Raw genomic sequence first — 19595 nt, forward strand, 5'->3', positions numbered from 1 at the left:
CTGCTCAATTTTGCAGCGTGTGTTCTGCTACAAGCTGCCGCAAGGCCCGCATTAACGCGCCATTAGCATTTTGGCACGCCCCTTGCTGCTATGCTCCCGCACACCATTCACAGGGGGCGACATGAAACTTGTCATGGCTATCATCAAGCCGTTCAAGCTGGACGATGTCCGCGAGGCGCTGTCCTCGCTCGGCATTGCCGGCATGACGGTCAGCGAAGTGAAGGGCTTCGGTCGCCAGAAGGGGCAGACCGAAATCTATCGCGGCGCCGAATATTCCACCAACATGGTCCCGAAAATCAAGGTTGAGGTCGTCTGCGACGATGATCTGGCGCCACGCGTGGTCGAAGCGACCCAGGCGGCGGCCAATTCGGGCGCCATTGGCGATGGCAAGATTTTCGTCCTCGATGTCGGTCAGGCCGTGCGCATCCGCACTGGCGAGACTGGCGAAACCGCGCTGTAAGAAGGGGGGAATGATGAGCTTTTCCAAGAAATTCTGCGGCGTGGCGGGGGCTGGCGCCCTGTCGCTGTTCGCCGCTCTGCCCGCATGGGCGCAAGAGGCGGCGGCCGCCGCCCCGACGCCGGACAAGGGCGACACCGCCTGGATGATGATGTCGACCATCCTTGTCCTGGCGATGATCCTGCCGGGCCTCGCCCTTTTCTATGGCGGCCTCGTCCGCACGAAGAACATGCTGTCGGTCATGACGCAGATTGGCGCGGCGACCTGCTTCGCCATGCTGATCTGGGTGATTTACGGCTACAGCCTGGCTTTCGCCGGCCCGAGCAACGGTTTCATCTCCGATCTTTCCAAGGTCTTCCTGGCCGGCATCACGCCGGATTCGACGGCGGCGACCTTCACCGATGGCGTCGTCATTCCCGAATATGTGTTCGTCTGCTTCCAGATGACCTTCGCGGCGATTACGGTATCGCTGGTGCTGGGGTCCGTGGTCGAGCGGATCAAATTCTCGGCGGTCATGGTGTTCGCCCTCATTTGGCTGACCATCGTCTATTTCCCGATCGCCCATATGGTGTGGGCCGCTGGCGGCCTGTTCTTCGAAATGGGCGCGCTGGATTTTGCCGGTGGCACCGTGGTGCACATCAATGCCGGTGTCTCGGCGCTGGTCGCCTGCCTTATCCTGGGCAAGCGTATCGGCTATCCCAAGGAGCCCATGCCGCCGCACAGCCTGACGCTGACGGCGGTCGGCACCGGCCTGCTGTGGGTCGGCTGGTTCGGCTTCAACGCCGGCTCGGCGCTGGAGGCCAATGGATCGGCCGCGCTGGCCATGATCAACACCTTCGTCGCTACCGCTTCGGCCGGTCTGTTCTGGATGCTCGCCGAGCGTGTCAATGGCCACAAGGGGTCTGCTCTGGGCTTCTGCTCGGGCATCATCGCTGGCCTTGTCGCCGTCACGCCGGCAGCGGGCAATTCGGGTCCGTTCGGCGCCATCGTCCTGGGCGCGGTCGCATCGGTCATCTGCTTCTACACCGTCACGGTTCTCAAGCCCAAGCTCGGCTATGACGACAGCCTGGACGCCTTTGGCATCCACGGCGTGGGCGGCATGATCGGCGCGATCGGCACCGGTATCGTCTATTCGCCCTCGCTGGGCGGTCCTGGCGGCGCGGACTTCTCGATCGGCAGCCAGCTAGTGACGCAGATTCTGGCGACCGTCACGACGATCGTCTGGGCGGCCATCGGCACCGCCATCGCCATCTATATCGCCAAGGCCGTCACTGGTCTGCGGGTCAGCCAGGAGGTCGAATATGAAGGCCTCGACCTCGGCGAACATGGCGAGCGTGCCTACAACCCGTAAGTTTCACTGATTTGGCCGGGCGGCCACCCCTGACAGAGGGATTGCCGTCCCGCCTTCCGATGTTCCTCCTGCGAACATGCCTTGGGCCGGTGCGAAAGCATCGGCTCATTTTTTAAGTGGAGGGCGTGCGGATCGGTCTGGTGGCGATCCTGTTCCGGTTCAGACGGATGGCCGACGCCAAAGCGTCCTAGGCCGGACGGTTTCCCCAGGCCAGCGCTGCGCGCGCCCCATTACTTGAAGCCCGGCCCGCGCGACCCACATCAGCTTGTCGCTCTTGCGCGTCACCACGCGATGATCCCACGCCATCGGTCCGCGCCGCGCCACGGTGCGGGCAATGTCGCCATAGATGCCGGCGGCGGCAAGCACCGCCCAGGCCGCACGGGGTGGCAGCGCGCCGGTGCCGTGCCGCGCGCTCGCCTCATAGGCGGCGGCCATGTCGGCGAGCCGGCGGCCAAGGATGGCAAGGCGGGGGCGGACCCATGGCTTCATATGTTCGCCCGGCGGAATGTCCATTTCCACCAGCCATTCCACGGGCAGGTAACAGCGGTCCGCCGCCTCATCCTCGCCAATGTCGCGCGCGATATTGGCGAGTTGAAAGGCAAGGCCCAGGTCGCAGGCGCGATTCAGCGTCGCGTCGTCCTGCGGATCGACCCCCATCAACACCGCCATCATGCAGCCGACCGCACCGGCGACATGATAGCAATAGCGCAGCATGTCATCCTGGCTGCGCGGCCGCCAGTCGCGGGCGTCCAGCGCAAATCCTTCGATCAGATCATGGGCGTAGCGATGGGGGATCGCGCATTCGCGCATCACCATGCCAAAACCATCAAAGGCCGGATCACCTGTGGGCTCGCCGCGCAGGGCGCGATCGGTCATCACCCGCATGTCCGACAGGCGGGCCTGCGCATCGGCAACGACGCTCAAAGCCCCGCCATGATCCTGCCCGTCGGCAATGTCGTCGCACTTGCGGCACCAGGCATAGAGCAGCCAAGCGCGTTCCCGCGTCTGCCGGTCGAACAATTTGGACGCCAGGGCGAAGCTTCTGGAACCGCGCGCTATGCTGTCGCGGGCATGGGCGACCAGAGCGGTGCGGTCAGGGACGGCGCGATCGAAAGCAATGGGATCGGTCATGGGCGTAACCCATGCCCGCGCGCATCGCCGGCGTCGAGGGGTTACAGCCGCGCGGCCTTCATCGCGAATATCGTTTCGTGCGGCTGATAAGCCGCCATCGCGTCGACCAGCGCTTCGATACTGTCTTCATGGACCAGGATGCCGGCATGCTGCGGCCGGATGAAGCCGCTTTCCACCATCTGGCGGTTGAAGCCGATCAGCTGGTCGTAAAAGCCAGCGACGTTGAGCAGGCCGACGGGCTTGTCATGATAGCCCAGCTGCGCCCAACTGATCGCCTCCCACAATTCATCCATCGTGCCGACGCCGCCGGGCAGGGTCACGAACCCGTCCGAGAGGTCGGTAAATAGTTGCTTGCGCTGATGCATGGTCTGGACGACGTGCAGCTGCGTGCAGCCCTTGTGCGCGACTTCCGCGCCCACTAGCGCTTCGGGAATCACCCCGATGACTTCGCCGCCCGCCTCCAGCGCCGCGTCCGCCACCGCGCCCATCAGGCCCAGCCGTCCGCCGCCATAGACGACGCCGATGCCCCGCTGCGCCAATGTGCGGCCGACATGGCGCGCCGCGTCGATAAAGGTAAGGTCGGCCGGGGTGGCCGACCCGCAATAGACTGCCAGTCTTTTCATTTACGTCCTGCTCAAGTCATCCAGCATCAGCGCGGCGGTCGCCTTGGCGCTACCCACCACGCCGGGAATGCCCGCGCCGGGATGGGTGCCGGCCCCTACCAGATAGAGGTTGGGAATGACATCGTCACGATTATGCGCGCGGAAGAAGGCGCTCTGGGTCAGCAAGGGCTCCAGGCTGAAGGCGCTGCCCATATGGGCGGCAAGATCCCGGCCAAAGTCGCGCGGCGTATAGTGGAACTGGGTGACGATGCGCGATCGGATGTCGGGGATCAGGCGATGCTGGATTTCGTCCAATATCCGTTCGGCATAGGCTGCGCCGAACTGATCCCAGTCGATCGGCAGCTTGCCCATATGCGGCACCGGCGCGAGCGCGTAAAAAGTGGAATGGCCATCGGGCGCCATCGACGGATCGGTGACGGTCGGGTGGTGCAGATAGAGCGAGAAATCCTGCGGCAGCACGCCATGATCGTAAATATCGGTCAGCAACCCTTCATAGCGCGGACCAAACAGGATCATATGATGCGGGATGCCAGGCCAACTGCCCTTGATCCCGAAATGCAGCACGAACAGGCTGGGCGACCAGCGCTTGGCCGCCAGCTTTTCGGCCTGCTTCTGCCCGCGCGGATGATGGGCGAGCAGGTCACGATAGCTGTGCATCAGGTCAGCGTTGGAGGCGACCGCATCAGCTTCGCCGCGCCAGCCCGATGCGGTGTGCACCGCCGTTGCCTTGTCGCCATAGGTTTCGATCCGCGTGACCGGATCGCCCAGGCGAAGCATGCCGCCCAGCCGCTCGAAATGGGTGGCCATGCCCTGCACCAGGCGATTGGTCCCGCCCTTCGCAAACCAGACCCCGCCGTCTTTCTCCAGCTTGTGAATGAGGGCATAGATCGAGCTGGTTTTCATAGGATTGCCGCCGACCAGCAGGGTATGGAAGGACAGCGCCTCGCGCAGCTTCTCATTCTTCACATAGGACGCGACGATCGAATAGACCGATCGCCAGGCCTGATGCTTGGCGAGCGCAGGCGCAGCCTTCACCATCGACGCGAAATCGAGGAAGGCAACATGGCCAAGCTTGCGGTAGCCCTCTTCATACACACCGGCGGCATAATCGCAGAAGCGCTCATAGCCAGCGACATCGCCCGGATCGAGCTTGGCGATCTCGGCCCGGAGCGCGGGTTCGTCGTTGGAATAATCGAAATTGGTGCCGTCACGCCAGTTAAGCCGGTAGAAAGGGGACACCGGCATCAGCGTGACGTCCTGCGTCATGTCATGGCCCGACAGCCGCCACAGTTCGGCAAGGCAATCGGGATCGGTGATGACGGTCGGCCCCGCGTCGAAGGTGAAGCCGTCCTTTTCCCACATATAGGCGCGGCCGCCCGGGCGATCACGCGCCTCCACCAAGGTGGTCTGGACGCCCGCCGACTGGAGGCGGATGGCAAGGGCGAGGCCGCCAAAGCCCGCGCCGATGACGATTGCGGTTCGGGACATCAGGCGGGCGGGTTCAGCAAGGTGCGCATGGCGCTCCTTATGGGGACGGGCGGCTTGCCGCACAAGATGCGCAAACGGTCAGCCATGGTTGACTGGCCGGCATAGAATCTCTGGATGAGCGCGGGGCTGAGGCGGTAGAAGCGAGAGAATATCCGCCATCGCTCCTCGGGCCGGGCTGCGCCGAACAGCATCTTGCCCAGCATGCGATAATAGCTTCCGTCCCGCCAATGCGCCTTGGCATAGGCGCGAGTGGCGGCGGGCAGGCCGTCAAGCGGCTGACGGGCCAGCCAGAGCGCGAAGCGGACGGCGTCGGGCAAGGAATAGCCGGTCATCGGCTGGAACAGGCCGGCGCGCACGCCCGCGCGCGCGATAGGATCGGATGCCGGCCAGTAACGATCAAAGTCGCCGCCATGGACGACCGGCAACACGCCGTCTTCCCGATGGATGCTCTCAGCGTTCCATCCCCTGGCTTTGGCATAGGCGGCGATACGATCGTCCAGCATGGCGACGTCGAGATCGGGCGTGTCGCTATAATAAGTGTCTTCGACGAAGATGGTGTGATCATCCCAGGGGAGCAGATAGACGAAGCGGTAGCCGTCCATTTGATCGACGCTGGCGTCCATGATGACGGGCCGTGCGACGCCGTGCGGCGCAGCGCAGCGCAGCGCGTGCCCGACGAATTTCTGCCATCCGCAGCGCAGCGCGGTCAGGTCGCCTGGCCCGCGTGCGTCGAGCACCGCCTGCGCATGGATGGTGCGGCCATCGGCCAGCGTGACATGATCGGGCGCAAGCCTTTGAACCGCCGACCCCGTGAGCAGCCGGTCGCCCAATATTTTGCGCAGATGGACGGCGAAGGCGACGGAAGTCAGGCTGTTATAAGGCGTAGCCAGATTGCGCTCGAAACCTGGGAAGACGACGGCATGGCCCTGTGCCCAGCGATGGGCGACCATGGGGTCCACCAGCCAGCGATCCTGCGGGGCGACGTCGCCGTCGAAGAAAGACCAGATATGGTTGCCGCCTGGCTCTACGTCGCGTTCGATCAGCAGCACGCGAAGCTCCGGCCTCAGGGCGGCCAGAGCGAGCGCAGCCAGGCCGCCGGCAAGGCCGCCGCCGATGATTGCGAGGTCATACTCGATGGAATGCATAGGCCCTTCATAGGGGCTGGAGCGCGGCTGCGATAGCGTCCCTTCCGCCCCTTGTCGCAAAAGGGGATATAATATAGGGGGGTATAGTATGCATATTGTGGAAGACAGGGAAAAGCTGCTTGCGCGGACGCGTCGGATTGCGGGTCAGGTCGCGGCCGTCGAGCGGCAATTGGCGGGCGACGCCGATTGTTCGCAGACGTTGCAGCTGGTCGCGTCCGTCCGCGGCGCCGTCGGCAGTTTGATGGAAGAATTGATCGAACAGCATATGCGCGCGCATGTTGCGCGACCGGGGCTGAGCGACGCTGCCCGCGCGGCGGCGGCCGAAGAGATGCTGGCGCTTATCCGCCGCTACGGGAAATGACGATGCACGGCGATCACCATCACGACAATGACCACGATCACGCACATGATCATGACGCGCCGCCGCCTCTGCCCACCGCGACGCCGGGGGAGGCGGAGGAAAGCCATTATTTCGACCATATCTATCTGAGCGCGGGGCATGATCGTAACGCGCGCCGCACCATATGGGTGGTGTGGCTGACCGCCGCGACGATGGTGGTAGAGATTGCGTTCGGCTGGCTCACAGGATCAATGGCGTTGCTGGCCGATGGGTTTCACATGGCGACCCATGCCGGCGCGCTGGCGGTGGCGGCCTATGGCTATGCACGCCGTCACGCCCGCAATCCGCGCTTCACCTTTGGCACGGGCAAGGTTGGCGACCTGTCGGGTTTCGCGTCCGCTTTGCTGCTGGGCGTCACCGCCCTGTTCATCGCGGTCGAATCGATCCTGCGGTTCTTTGAGCCGGTGCAGGTGGCGTTCGGCGAAGCGACGCTGGTGGCGGTCATCGGCCTGGTCATCAACATCGCGAGCGCGCTGCTGCTGGGGCACGACCATAGCCATGCCGATGGGGACGCGCACGGCCATGTCCATGCGGACAATAATATGCGCGCGGCCTATATCCATGTGCTGACCGATGCGCTGACGTCGGTGCTGGCGATCGCGGCGCTGCTGGCAGGGCGCTATATGGGCTGGTGGTGGCTGGACCCGGCGGTCGGCCTGCTGGGCGCGGTGGTCATCGCCCGCTGGGCCTGGGGGCTGATGCAGGATACGGCCGCAATCCTGCTCGATACCGCCGAGCCGGCGCTGATGGCGCGGCTGCGACTGGAGGCGGAAGCCGAAGGGGCGACGATCCGCGACCTGCATGTCTGGCGGATCGGCCCGCATGCCCATGCCGCGATCCTGAGCCTTGCGCCGGGCGCCGATGGCGCAGCGGTGCGCGCGCGGATCAAGGCGCTGCCGCGCATGGAGCATGTGACGGTGGAGTGCGGATGAACCGCCCGCTTATTGCGGCTTGAGCGCATCCATGATCTGGCGCACCGGGCTGATATCATAGCCTGCCGCGGCCGCCTGTGCCGCCAGAACGTCGGGATGATCGCCCGCCCGCGCGCGGGTCAGTGCCCAGAGCAGCGTGCTGCGCGTGCCCGACCGGCAATAGGCCAGCATCTTGCCATCGCCTGTCTGGTCCAGCGCCTGCGCCATGCCATCAAGCTGCCAGGGGGCAAAGCCGCCATGGGCGACCGGCACGGCGATATAGTCGATGCCGGCCTTCAACGCCGCCGCCTCGATCTCCGCGCCGTTGACCTGCCCCGGCTCTTCATCGTCGGGCCGGTTGTTGACGATCATCGTCACGCCCTGCGCTTTTGCTTCAGCGACTTGCTCCACGCTGATCTGCGGGGCCACGAGGATGCGGTCGGTGAGCGTACGGAACATGGGGCTTCTCCTTCTGGGGCAGAGCGATGCCTTTCGATGGCCGCGCTGGCAAGGCCTTTGCGTCACCCGAAGGCGCGGCGGAGATGGTTCGGTTGCGCCGCCGGGGGTTAGAGGAACGGCCGGATGGCCGCCACAAAGGCGTCGCCATAGGCGTCGAGCTTCTTCTGGCCGATACCGCTGATGTGGCTAAGCTCGCGGATATTGGCCGGCCGCTGTTCGGCCATTTCGCGCAGCGTCGAATCGTGAAAGATGACATAGGGCGGCACGCCCTGGTCCTGCGCCAGTTCGCGGCGGCAGGCGCGCAGGGCGTCGAACAGCGGATCGCCCACGGGGTTGGCGTCCCCGCCGTTGCGGGCATTGCGGCGGCCGCGCCGTTCGCGCTTTGGCGGCACCAGGATGCGCACTTCCTCCTCACCGCGCAGGATCGGGCGGGCATTGGGGCCGAGCATCAGCCCGCCATGCTCCGTCGTTTCCAGCGCGTCGCGGACCAGCAAGGCGCGTTGCACCGGGCGCAGCAAGGTCGTTTCCTCTCCGCGCACGATGCCATGGACGGAGATGCGGTCATGGCCCCGTTCGCGCACCTTGTCATTGGCGGCGGCGGTCAAGACCGCTTCGATATGGCCTGCGCCAAAGCTCTGGCCGGTGCGATAGACGGCGGACAGATATTTGCGGGCGGTTTCCGTCGCGTCCACGCTGGCCGGGGGCGACAGGCAATTGTCGCAATTGCCGCAGCTGGGCGGCGGGTTTTCGCCGAAATGGCGCAGGAGGATCGCGCGGCGGCATGTCGCGGTTTCGACCAGTGCGCCAAGCGCCGCGATGCGCGCGCGCTCGCCCGGCTGGCGGGCGGGTTCCAACTCACCGATGCGCAGGCGCGCGCGGGCGAAATCCTCCGCCCCCCAGAAAAGATGCGCGACCGCCGGTTCGCCATCGCGACCGGCGCGGCCCGATTCCTGATAATAGCCCTCGATCGACTTGGGCAGCCCGGCGTGCGCGACGAAGCGCACGTCGGGCTTGTCGATGCCCATGCCAAAGGCGACGGTGGCGACCATCACCATATCCTCGCTGGCGATGAAGGCGGCCTGGTTGGCGGCGCGGGTCGCCGGGTCCATGCCGGCATGATAGGCGCGCACGGCTCGCCCGCCGCGCCCCAGCGTCTCGGCGAGCTTTTCGGTCGTGGCGCGGGTCTGGGCATAGACGACGCCGGGGCCGGGGTGCTGGGCGAGCAGGTCGGCCAGCTGGCGCGTCAGCCCCTCGCGCGGGTGAACGGCGTAGCGGATATTGGGCCGGTCAAAGCCCGAGATAATGAGGCCGTCTTCGGGAATGCCAAGCTGGACCAGAATGTCGGCGCGGGTATGCGCGTCCGCCGTCGCGGTGAGGGCAAGGCGCGGGACGCGCTGAAATTCGTCGAGCAGCGGGCGCAGCAGCCGATAGTCGGGGCGGAAATCATGGCCCCATTCGGACACGCAATGGGCTTCGTCGATGGCGAAAAGCGCGATCTTTGCCGAACGGAGCAGGTTACGGAAATTTTCCTGGCTGGCGCGTTCGGGCGCAACATAGAGCAGGTCAAGATCGCCACCGCGCAACCGGTCCTGGGTTTCGCGCCAGTCTTGGTCCACGCTGGTCAGGCTGGCGGCGCGCAGGCCCACCGCATTGGCGGCGCGCAGCTGGTCGTGCATCAGCGCGATGAGCGGAGACACGACGATGCAGCAGCCATCCAGCGCCGCGGCGGGAAGCTGGTAACAAAGCGATTTGCCCGCACCCGTGGGCATGATGGCCAGCGTCGGGCGGCCCGCCATGATGCGGCCCACCACCTGTTCCTGAACTCCGCGAAAGGCGGTGAAGCCGAAAATATCGTGGAGAAGCGTAGGGATGTCGCGCGCCATGGCGCGGCCTTAGCGACTGGGGGAGGCAAGAGCTAGAGCGCAGCGCGGGGGGAGGGTTGGAATGTCCGCCGGGCAAGGGGGCAGGCCCTTCCGGAAAAAGGTCAGGCAGCCTTGCCTTTGAGCGCCTTTTGCCGGCGGCGCTGCACGGACGATCCGATGCCCATGGCTTCGCGATATTTGGCTACCGTGCGGCGGGCAATGTCCATGCCCTTGGCCCGCAGCATATCGACCAGCGTGTCGTCGGACAGGATCGCCTGCGGGTCTTCGGCGGAAATCAGCGCCTTGATGTGGCTTTTGACCGCTTCGGCCGACACCGCGCCGTCGCCGCCCGAGGCCGCCACGCCGCTGGTGAAGAAATATTTGAGTTCGTACAGCCCGCGCGGGCAGGAAAGATATTTGTTCGACGTGACGCGGCTGACGGTGCTTTCGTGCATGCCGATCGCGTCGGCCACGGCCTTGAGCGTCAGGGGCTTCAAATGCGCGACGCCCTTTTGGAAGAACCCCTCCTGCTGGCGCAGGATTTCGCTCGCCACCTTGATGATCGTCTTCTGTCGCTGATCGAGCGCCTTCACCAGCCAGTTGGCGCTGGCCAGGCAGTCGGCGAGCCAGGCCTTGCTGTCCTTGTCCTGCTTGCCAGTCGACAGTTCGACATAATAGCTGCGGTTGACCAGCACGCGGGGCAGGGTGGCGCTGTTGATCTCTATCGCCCAGCCGTCGCTGGCCGGGCGAATGAAGAGGTCGGGCGTCACCGGCGCGGCGGTGGAAGAGGAAAAGCGCAGGCCGGGCTTGGGATCATAGCCGCGCAATTCGGCGATCATGTCGGCCATATCCTCTTCGTCCACACCGCAGATGCGGCGCAACTGGGGTAGCGCGCCCTTGGCCAAAAGGTCCAGATTGGCGAGCAGCCGCGCCATGCACGGATCGTGGCGATCCGCCTCCTTGGCTTGCAGCGCCAGGCATTCGGCCAGCGATCGCGCGCCAACGCCTGTGGGATCAAAGCCATGGATGACGTCCAGCACCCGCTCCACCTGATGAAGCGGCACGCCCAGGTCATGGGCGGTCGCCAGCAGGTTGGCTTCCAGATAGCCCGCTTCGTCGATCTGGCCGATCAGCTGCGACGCGATCAACAGGTCCATCCCCGCCAAAGCGGCGCGTGCCTGATCCATCAGATGCTCCTGCAAGCTGACGTCCGGGGCGGCGAAACTGTCGAAATCGGGCGCATCCTCGGCATGGCCGCCGCCTATGGGCTCCGCACCGCCGCTGGCGCCCATTGCCGACGCGATCCGGTCGCTGGGACCATCATCTATGAAGGTTTCCGCCCCATGGTCGACGTCGAGCGGGCTGTCGGCCGCGCCAAGGCCTTGCGCGATCAGGTCGTCGCTGGCCCCGCTTTCGGCCGCAAGCGCCGGAGCCTCGACAATGCGGTCAATGCCGTCGGCCGGGATGGGCGCATCATCCGCGCCGGAGTCGAGCAACGGGTTTTTTTCCAGTTCGCTTGCGACAAAGGCGTCGAGTTCCAGGTTGGACAGCGCCAGCAGCTTGATCGCCTGCTGCAATTGCGGCGTCATCACCAGAGACTGGCTCTGGCGAATGTCGAGGCGCGGCCCCAGCGCCATCAGCCGGGCGCCCGATCAACAAAGAGAGGCCGCCCCCGACCCATCTTACAACTGGAAATTTTCGCCCAGATACAGGCGACGGACTTCGGTGTTGGCGACCAGTTCGGTGGGATTGCCGGCAAACAGCACCTGACCGCCATAAATGATGCAGGCGCGATCGACGATTTCCAGCGTCTCGCGCACATTATGGTCGGTGATGAGGACGCCGATGCCCCGGTTCTTGAGGTCCTTTACCAGATCGCGAATGTCGGCGATCGACAGGGGGTCGATACCGGCAAAGGGTTCGTCGAGCAGCACGATTGAGGGGTTGGCCGCCAGCGCGCGGGCGATTTCGCAGCGGCGACGCTCGCCGCCCGACAGCGCCATGGCCGATGAATCGCGCAGCCGGGTGAGGCCGAATTCGTCGAGCAACTGTTCCAGCCGCGCGGCCCGCGCCGCCTTGTCCGGTTCGGCCAGTTCCAGCACCGCGCCGATATTCTGCGCGACGCTCAGCCCCCGAAAAATCGAGGTTTCCTGTGGCAGATAACCCAGGCCCAGGATCGCACGGCGATACATGGGCAGGCCGGTGATATCCTGACCGTCCAGCACGATGCGGCCGCGATCGGGGCGGACCAGCCCCATGACCGAATAGAAACAGGTCGTCTTGCCTGCGCCATTGGGGCCGAGCAGGCCGACCACTTCGCCCTTGCCCACGGTCAAGGACACGTCGGACAGCACCACGCGCTTGTCGTAGCTTTTGGCGATCGAGATGACGGACAGGCCATCGCCCACTTCCTGCGGGGCAAGGGGGTGGGCCGGGGTCGGCCGGTCCTGAACGGTCACGTCGTGCATCCTGTCATCCTTGGCGAGCCATGGGTTCGCGCGCATGGATTGGCAGTCCTCGCGCGGCTGGCAAGCTTTGTGCATGGTAACAGGATGGGAGCAAGAGTAAAATCCCGGCTCAGCGGATCGGCAAGGCTGTCTCATATTTGGTCGTCGACAGCGCAAATTGCGACGATGCGCCCGCGACCGATGGATGTTTGAGCAAGGTGCGCATCAGGAAATGTTCATAGTCCGCGACGTCGGACGCGACGACGCGCAGCAGATAATCCCATTCGCCCGACATCGAATAGCATTCCATCACCTGTTCGTGGGCGCGCACAAAATCCTCGAACGCGGCAATGGCTTCGGCGGAAAATTCCTTCATCCGCACATGGCACAGCACGATGACGCCTTGCCCCAACGCGTTGGGATCAGCGATCCACACCGCGCGCTGCAACAGGCCCTGATCCTGCATCGCGCGGACGCGTCGCCAGCAGGACGGGCCGGTGCTGCCGACCCGTTCGGCGAGTTCGGCGTTGCTGAGCGTCGCGTCGCGCTGCAATTCCGAAAGGATACGGCGGTCTAGCGGGTCCAGACTGGATAGTTTTGTCATGTGGTTGCCTTATCACGAAAAAGGCTTTCAGTCAGGCAAGACGCGGCCGGGATTTTGAAAAGCATTTTCGCGCGTCATTTGCGATGATGGTCACATGGAGATGGACGTCCAAAATCCGCCCGCCGGCGCGGCAGCCGACTGGACAATCTCGCAGGATTGGACCGCCTATGGCGTGGCCGATCATGCGATGTGGGACCGGCTGTTCGAACGACAGGCGGCCATGCTGGAGGAGCGGGTGGTCCCGGAATTTCTCCAAGGCCTCGACATTTTGCGCATGGACCGCCCGGGCATACCCGAATTTGCCGCGCTCAATGAGCGGCTCGGCGCAGCTACAGGCTGGGAAGTGATCGCGGTGCCGGGACTGGTGCCCGATCGTGTCTTCTTCGATCATCTTGCCAACCGGCGTTTCCCGGCCGGGCGGTTCATCCGTACGCCCGAACAGGAGGATTACCTTCAGGAACCGGATATTTTTCATGACGTCTTCGGTCATGTCCCGCTGCTCGCCAATCCGGTCTTCGCCGACTATATGCAGGCTTATGGACGCGGTGGCCTGCGCGCGGACGGAATGGGCGTGATCGCGAAGCTCGCGCGGCTTTACTGGTATACGGTCGAATTCGGCCTGATCCAGACGGATGCTGGCCTGCGCCTTTATGGCGCGGGAATCGTGTCGTCCAACGCGGAATCGCATTTCGCGCTGGAGGACCCGTCGCCCAACCGCATCGGCTTTGACCTGCGGCGGATCATGCGCACCCGCTATCGCATCGACGATTTCCAGCAGAGCTATTTCGTCATCGACAGTTTCGAGCAATTGCTGGAGCAGACGACGCAAACGGACTTCGCGCCGTTTTACGCCGATCTGGCCGCGCTGCCCGATTATGAAACCGACACCATCGCGCCTGAGGACCGCGTGCTGACGCGCGGAACCCAGGCCTATGCCCGACAGAAGGAAGAGGAGCCTTTATGACCGCCACCATGCTGGACCAGCAACCCGACATCACGTCCGCCAATCCGCTGGGCCTCAACGGGTTTGAATTTGTCGAATTCACCTCGCCCGATCCCGAAGCGATGGCTGCGCAGTTCGAGGCGCTGGGCTTCACCGCGACGCATCGCCACCCGACCAAGAATATCACCCGCTACAAGCAGGGGCGCATCAACCTGATGCTGAACCGCGACGATGCCGGTCGCGTGGCGGCCTTTCGCGGGGTGCATGGCCCGTCCGCCAGCGCCATGGCCTTCCGCGTCGCCGATCCGCAGGCGGCGCTTGCCTGGGCGCTCGACCATGGGGCCAAGGCGACGGAAGAGGATGACACGGTGATCGAAGGGATTGGCGGCGCCTATCTCTATTTCATCAAGGATGGCGAGGACCTTTATGCCAATTGGGCGGAGATGCCCGGCTGGCGTGAGAAAGAAGCGGTGAACAGTGTCGGGCTGGACCTGCTCGATCACCTGACCCACAATGTCCGGCGCGGCCAGATGCGCGTCTGGAGCGAATTCTACCGCACGCTCTTCAATTTCGAGGAGCAGAAATTCTTTGACATCAAGGGGAAGGCGACTGGCCTCACCAGCCAGGCGATGATCGCGCCCGACCGTGCGATCCGTATCCCTTTGAATGAAAGCCAGGACGACAAGAGCCAGATCGAGGAGTTTATCCGCGACTATCATGGCGAAGGCATCCAGCATCTCGCGCTCACCACCGACAATATCTATGAGACGGTCGAAAAGCTGAGGGCGCGCGGCGTGCGGCTGCAGGACACGATCGAAACCTATTATGAACTGGTCGACAAGCGCGTGCCGGGGCATGGCGAGGATCTGGAACGCCTGCGCCGCAACCGCATCCTCATCGACGGCGATGTAGAGAGCGAGGGCATATTGCTCCAAATTTTCACGGAGAATATGTTCGGCCCGATCTTCTTCGAGATCATTCAGCGCAAGGGCAATGAAGGCTTTGGCAACGGCAACTTCCAGGCCCTGTTCGAAAGCATCGAACTCGACCAGATCCGCCGCGGCGTCATCAGCGTCGATAGCTGACGCATGCGGTTCCCGCGCTGCATGGCGCGGGAGCGTGCTGCGCTGTTCTAACAGATAAAATGGCGGCCGGTTCGGGATTGGAGAAAATCCCGGTCCGACCGCCATTGGAGCAAAGCGCGATGAGGAGACACCGCGCTTTGCCGGGCACTCATTTGAACGTGTAGCGAAGGCCCAAAGCAAAGGTTCGTGCAAGCAGGGTGGTGCCAAGGTTAAACTGATCGGGACCGCCGACATCTTCAAACTTGTAGTAGGTCTGCTGCTTCGCCTTGGTGAGGTTGACCGCGTCGAACGTGAAGCCCAATCGATCATTGACGTTCCAGGTCAGCTGGAAATCGAGGCTCTTTTCCGGGTTGCGCCATACGCCAATCGGATTGGCGAACAGGCGTGCTTCGTTGTTGGCCAGAAATTCCTTACGCCAGATATAGGACAGGCGTGCGCCGATAGGCCCATTGTCATAGGCCAGCGTCGCATTGTAGCTGAGGTCCGATACGCCGAAGAAGGATGAACTGGCCTGACCGGTGATTTCCCCCGCCGAATTGGACAGCGGGATATTCTGCTTTGAATCGAGCACCGTGACGCTGCCGACAAAACCAAGTCCGTCGAGCGGACCGGGCAGATAGGACGGGAAATAGGTCAGCCCCAGTTCCAGGCCCTTGAGCACGCCGTTGGAGGCATTGACCGGACGCGTGATGGCGAAATTGTTGGTCGCACCCGCTTCGATGCCGTTGTTGGGGATGAACTCCTGAATGGTGAGCGGCACGACGAGACCGTCGATTTCGCGCCGGAACGCGGTCAGCGTGATCGCGCTGTTGCGTTCGAAATACCATTCCAGCGCCACGTCGAAATTCTTCGAATGGGTGGGCCGCAGGTCCGCCGTGCCAGCCGTGCCGCTGCCATAACCCAGATTGGTAAGGTCGCCGGTCAGCGAATAATTCGGGTTGATGTCGCCGAAGTTGGGGCGTCGCAGCGTTTCGCCATAGTTAAAGCGCAGGCGCAGGGCGTCGGTGATCTCGTACCGGGCAGTGAAGCTGGGAAGCCAGCGGTCCGACCCTGACGAGACGCTGGTCTGCGCGCCGTTATTGTAGCGATCGAAGAAATTATAGTCGGTATCGACGGTGACATAACGTGCGCCGGCCTGGAGTTTGAGCGGTCGGCCGAAGATCGAGACTTCGCCATCCACCTGCAGATACATGGCGATGGTGCTTTCATCGATGTCGAAAGTCTTTTGCAGGGACAGTTGATCAGACGTCCGCAACCCGTAAAGACCGCGCACCATGTCCGCATTGTCGTACAGCCAATAGCCGTTCGCCAGCGTCCAGCTGGTCGGAACATCCGCCCGGCCCTGATAGAAGTCGGAATTGGTAAAGCTTGCGTCTTCGCCCAGCTCCGCCAGAGATGTCGCCACCAAGGGAGCGCCACGATCCTGCGTGCGCACGAAATTGGACGCCTTGCGCTGATCGATACGTATGCCGGCCTTTACCTGACGGATGAAGCCTTCATCCCAAGTGTAATAGCCGTCCAGCGTGCCCGTGATGGCGCTGCCTTTGTCCCGGTTCGCATTGTCGTAAAGTTGCGCGACGTTCCAGATGCTGGTGTCGTTGAGCAGGCTGTCATCGTTGAAATGATATGACGGTATGCCCCCGCCTGCGTTGAAATCCGTGGTGATGCTGTTGGCCACGCGATCGGTGCGCATGGCGATGAAGCTGCTGTTCACCTTGCTGCGCTGATAAGCGATGTCCCCGACGATCTTGCCGCGATCCCCCAGGTCCCATTTGCCGTTGAGGGCATAAACCCAGCTGTCGGTCTTCGACTTGGTGAAGTCGCCGCTGTTGAAACCATAGACCGAGTTGGCCGTCCGGGATTTGACGATGTTGGTACCATCGTACAGGACAGGGGCCTCGGGATCGGCCCAGAAATCGACGAAGCTGAATTGCAGGCTGTTAAACGTCTCGCCCCGGAAGCCGGCGTAGAAGACTTCGGCCGTATACAAGGAGCTGCTGTTGGGTGCCCACTGGAGCGCGACGTTGAAGGAAGGACGTTCCCGCTTGCCATAAAGATCGGAGCTGAAAACAGCGTCGCGCGACAGATAATAGGGGGTTTCCACGCCATTGACGAGCATCGTCGATCCAGCGGCAGTGGGGAGACCGCGATCAAGCCCAGGTTCCCAGGCTCCAAGACCCGGCGCAACGGCAAACGCACCTGTGACAGGATCCTTCGCGGCCGGGAAGATGCGCTGGAAGGCGGTAAGACCCGTGCCATCCACCGGATTCATGTCGGCGAACGGAACCAAGGCCCCGGCCGTCACCGTCTGATCGCGATATTTGGTGCGGGTGTAGCTTCCGTTCACAAGGATGCCGATGTCGCCAATACCCGTTTCCCAGCGATCGCTGACAAGCAAGGCCACGTTCGGATTATAGGTATCGGCCTGTTCATTGTAGATGCCGCGCGCAAGCCCCGAGATGGCAAAGCCGTCGAAATCGAAGGGCCGACGGGTTTGAACGTCAACCTGGCCAGCGAGGCCGGTTTCAATCTGGTCAGCAGAGCGCGTCTTGTAGACATCGACGCGGTTGACGAGGTTGGCGGAAATATCCTGGAGCGCAAAGGATTGGCCAGCCGCGGTGAAGATGTTGCGCCCGTTGAGGGTCGTAAGGGCGTCGGGCAAGCCGCGGATCGAGATACCGGCAGCTTCGCCGCCGGTGCGGTTTGTCACCTGCACGCCGGTCACGCGCTGCAATGCCTCGATGACATTATTGTCGGGTAGTTTGCCGACATCTTCCGACACGATCGAATCGACGATCTGGGTCGATTCCTTGCGGACATTGAGTGCACCCACGATCGACGCGCGCACGCCGGTCACGACGATTTCGTTGACCTCGTCCTCTGCCTGCGGCGTAGCGGCGGCAGGAGCGGTTTGCGCCTGCGCAGCGCCTGCCAGCATCAGCGCGACCATCGAGCTGGAACCGAAAATGAAGGGCTTCAAGGCCATCGAACAATCCTCCCCGGGGGCTGGCGCATACGCCATGCCTGAGCTTCAATTACTCCGACTAATTATTGCTCCGACAAATGAAGCGCAAGCGGAAAATTGGTCGGCCGTGCAACTCGAGCCTGGGTTGTGACATATATGCTGCATTTTTTGCGAATAGTCGGCCCCATGGGTCGCAGAAACGCACAAAATAGGGCCAGCGACACCGATGGGTCGCCAGCCCCCTGGGCCATCATTTTGTCAGACTTTGTGAGGCGTCAATCCGCCCGCCAATAGGCGCTGCTGTCGCGACTTCCCACCAGCCCAATCTGGCCGTCGACCATCCCGATGGCCTTGCCCGGAGCGGCGACGGCGGCGAACCGCAGCAATCCCTGCCCCTTTTCCTCCAGCCGCACGAATTGGCTGTGCAGCGAAAAGTCCGCACTTTTGCTGTCTGGCTGCAAGGTGACGGTGCCGTCGTTGCCGGCGACCAGATAATGGTCGGGCATCAGGATGGGCGAGAGCATGACGCTGTCCTTCCCCGCGCGACCCTTCGTCTGGCGAAACTGCGTTTGCGCCAATGAGGGGTTGCCGCTGACCAGTCGCGCGCCGTCATGCGCCAGCAGCGCGGCTGGATTGGCGGCGGACACGAATCGTTCGGGCAGGGGGCCATTGCCGACCGGGACGCCGAAGTCGGGCGTGCCGTCGGCTGCGTAATAGAGGCGCTGGACACGGGTGTGGCGGTCGGGGTTGAACAGGGGATCGCCCTTGATCTCCTCATAGTCGCGGCCGTGATAGACCAATATGTCGCGGCCCTGTTCGTCGACCGTGAAGCTGTTATGCCCTGGGCCATAGACGCTGGTCTGGGCGTTGGTGACGAACACTGGTTGCTTGGACTTGGTCCAGCTTTTGGCGTCCATCAGATCGGCATTTTCGTCGGCGGTCAGCAGCCCCAGGCAGTAGCGCGCATCGGTCGCGCTGGCCGAATAGGTCATGAACAAGCGGCCGTTGCGATGAAGGATGGCAGGCGCTTCGGCGACCTTGTACCCGCGCACTTCCCAGTCGAGCGTCGGGACGGTGAGCCGCGCGGGCTGCGCACTGAACGTCAGCGGCGTCTTCATCGGCGCGATATAGAGATTGGAATTGGTTTCGATGCCGGGTTCGCGCTGCGCCCAGGCCATGTAGCGAACGCCCTTGTGCACGAAGATCGTGGAATCGAGATTGAAGCTGTCCCATGGCGTCTGCAATTCGCCCAAGACGCGCCATTTGCCGGTCATGGGGTCGGCCCCGTCGCACACTACGGCATAGGTGCGGATGCGGAATACATCGTCCCCGCCGCCGCTCGGGCCAGCGGCGAAATACATATACCAGACGCCGTCAATCTGGTGCAGTTCGGGCGCCCAGAGGAAGCCGGAACGTGGCCCGCTGGCCTCATGCCGCCACAGCACCGCTTCCTTGGCGGTAGCGAGGCCTGCGATCGTCTTTGAGCGGCGCAGCACCAGCCGGTCATATTCGGGAACCGAGCCGGTCATGTAATAATAGCCGTCCTCGTGGCGAAAAATCTGCGCATCGGCGCGATTCTTGACCAGCGGATTGACTGGCACGGGCGCTGCCGCGTCGGCCTTGGCGGCGCGCACCGCGGCCGGAGCGGCCGACAGGGCGGCAGCGCTGCTGATGAAGCCGCGACGGGACAGGGCGAAAGGCATCAGGAACTCTCCGGTTAAGTC

The 19595-nt window shown here is 63.4% G+C and carries 17 protein-coding genes; 6 read left to right on the forward strand and 11 right to left on the reverse strand.

The genetic code is table 11. From position 1 onward, the window contains the following. Positions 1–121 precede the first annotated feature (121 nt). Positions 122–460, forward strand: coding sequence for a P-II family nitrogen regulator (locus tag SAB01S_RS03985; protein WP_037476545.1), 339 nt, complete (start codon positions 122–124; stop codon positions 458–460). 13 nt (positions 461–473) lie between these two features. After that, positions 474–1808 (forward strand): ammonium transporter, encoded by a 1335-nt coding sequence (locus tag SAB01S_RS03990; protein ID WP_062732079.1) that lies wholly within the window; start codon positions 474–476, stop codon positions 1806–1808. Positions 1809–1967: 159 nt separating this feature from the next. On the opposite strand, the gene SAB01S_RS03995 is transcribed toward SAB01S_RS03990, so the two are convergent. Genes SAB01S_RS03995 through crtY form a run of 4 tightly spaced genes read right to left on the reverse strand, consistent with a single transcriptional unit; the run spans position 1968 to position 6195 of the window. Beyond that, positions 1968–2939 carry a phytoene/squalene synthase family protein gene (locus tag SAB01S_RS03995; protein WP_083951145.1) on the reverse strand — a complete coding sequence of 324 codons (972 nt, stop codon included), beginning with the start codon at positions 2937–2939 and terminating at the stop codon, positions 1968–1970. Between the two features lie 41 nt (positions 2940–2980). Then, positions 2981–3562, reverse strand: coding sequence for an LOG family protein (locus tag SAB01S_RS04000; protein WP_062731852.1), 582 nt, complete (start codon positions 3560–3562; stop codon positions 2981–2983). Beyond that, positions 3563–5050, reverse strand: coding sequence for a phytoene desaturase (locus tag SAB01S_RS04005; protein ID WP_062731853.1), 1488 nt, complete (start codon positions 5048–5050; stop codon positions 3563–3565). Beyond that, a complete protein-coding gene (gene crtY / locus SAB01S_RS04010) occupies positions 5050–6195 on the reverse strand; it encodes a lycopene beta-cyclase CrtY (RefSeq protein ID WP_062731854.1) in 1146 nt (381 codons plus the stop codon). Before crtY ends, SAB01S_RS04005 begins: the two co-directional genes overlap by 1 nt. Before the next feature lie 88 nt (positions 6196–6283). On the opposite strand from crtY, the gene SAB01S_RS04015 reads away from it, so the two are divergent. Continuing rightward, entirely contained in the window at positions 6284–6556 is a 273-nt protein-coding gene (locus SAB01S_RS04015) for a metal/formaldehyde-sensitive transcriptional repressor (protein ID WP_021226490.1), read from the forward strand. Then, a complete protein-coding gene (gene dmeF / locus SAB01S_RS04020) occupies positions 6553–7527 on the forward strand; it encodes a CDF family Co(II)/Ni(II) efflux transporter DmeF (RefSeq protein ID WP_062731855.1) in 975 nt (324 codons plus the stop codon). The genes SAB01S_RS04015 and dmeF overlap by 4 nt, the downstream gene beginning before the upstream one ends. Positions 7528–7536: 9 nt before the next feature. Here dmeF and SAB01S_RS04025 read toward each other — a convergent pair whose 3' ends face one another. The 5 genes from SAB01S_RS04025 to SAB01S_RS04045 all read right to left on the reverse strand — a co-directional run bounded on the left by SAB01S_RS04025 (position 7537) and on the right by SAB01S_RS04045 (position 12878). Continuing rightward, positions 7537–7965, reverse strand: a complete 429-nt coding sequence (locus SAB01S_RS04025) for a protein tyrosine phosphatase family protein (RefSeq protein ID WP_062731856.1) — start codon at positions 7963–7965, stop codon at positions 7537–7539. A gap of 107 nt (positions 7966–8072) precedes the next feature. Continuing rightward, a complete protein-coding gene (gene recQ / locus SAB01S_RS04030) occupies positions 8073–9848 on the reverse strand; it encodes a DNA helicase RecQ (RefSeq protein ID WP_062731857.1) in 1776 nt (591 codons plus the stop codon). Positions 9849–9949: 101 nt separating this feature from the next. Continuing rightward, positions 9950–11464 (reverse strand): RNA polymerase factor sigma-54, encoded by a 1515-nt coding sequence (gene rpoN, locus SAB01S_RS04035; protein ID WP_062731858.1) that lies wholly within the window; start codon positions 11462–11464, stop codon positions 9950–9952. A gap of 45 nt (positions 11465–11509) precedes the next feature. Further along, positions 11510–12295 carry an LPS export ABC transporter ATP-binding protein gene (gene lptB, locus SAB01S_RS04040; RefSeq protein WP_021226485.1) on the reverse strand — a complete coding sequence of 262 codons (786 nt, stop codon included), beginning with the start codon at positions 12293–12295 and terminating at the stop codon, positions 11510–11512. A gap of 109 nt (positions 12296–12404) precedes the next feature. Further along, positions 12405–12878, reverse strand: coding sequence for an Lrp/AsnC family transcriptional regulator (locus tag SAB01S_RS04045; protein WP_062731859.1), 474 nt, complete (start codon positions 12876–12878; stop codon positions 12405–12407). Between the two features lie 94 nt (positions 12879–12972). Between SAB01S_RS04045 and phhA the strand changes: the two genes are divergently transcribed. Beyond that, positions 12973–13842, forward strand: coding sequence for a phenylalanine 4-monooxygenase (phhA, locus tag SAB01S_RS04050; RefSeq protein WP_062731860.1), 870 nt, complete (start codon positions 12973–12975; stop codon positions 13840–13842). Beyond that, entirely contained in the window at positions 13839–14906 is a 1068-nt protein-coding gene (hppD, locus tag SAB01S_RS04055; protein ID WP_174525613.1) for a 4-hydroxyphenylpyruvate dioxygenase, read from the forward strand. Before phhA ends, hppD begins: the two co-directional genes overlap by 4 nt. Before the next feature lie 148 nt (positions 14907–15054). Here the strand turns inward: hppD and SAB01S_RS04060 are convergent, their stop codons facing one another. Both SAB01S_RS04060 and SAB01S_RS04065 read right to left on the reverse strand, forming a co-directional pair. After that, complete coding sequence (locus SAB01S_RS04060; protein ID WP_062731861.1) at positions 15055–17892, reverse strand: TonB-dependent receptor; 2838 nt, start codon at positions 17890–17892, stop codon at positions 15055–15057. Positions 17893–18146: 254 nt separating this feature from the next. After that, positions 18147–19574 (reverse strand): glycoside hydrolase family 43 protein, encoded by a 1428-nt coding sequence (locus tag SAB01S_RS04065; protein WP_062731862.1) that lies wholly within the window; start codon positions 19572–19574, stop codon positions 18147–18149. Between the last annotated feature and the right edge of the window lie 21 nt (positions 19575–19595).

Source organism: Sphingobium abikonense NBRC 16140 (assembly GCF_001598335.1).
GTDB lineage: Bacteria > Pseudomonadota > Alphaproteobacteria > Sphingomonadales > Sphingomonadaceae > Sphingobium > Sphingobium abikonense.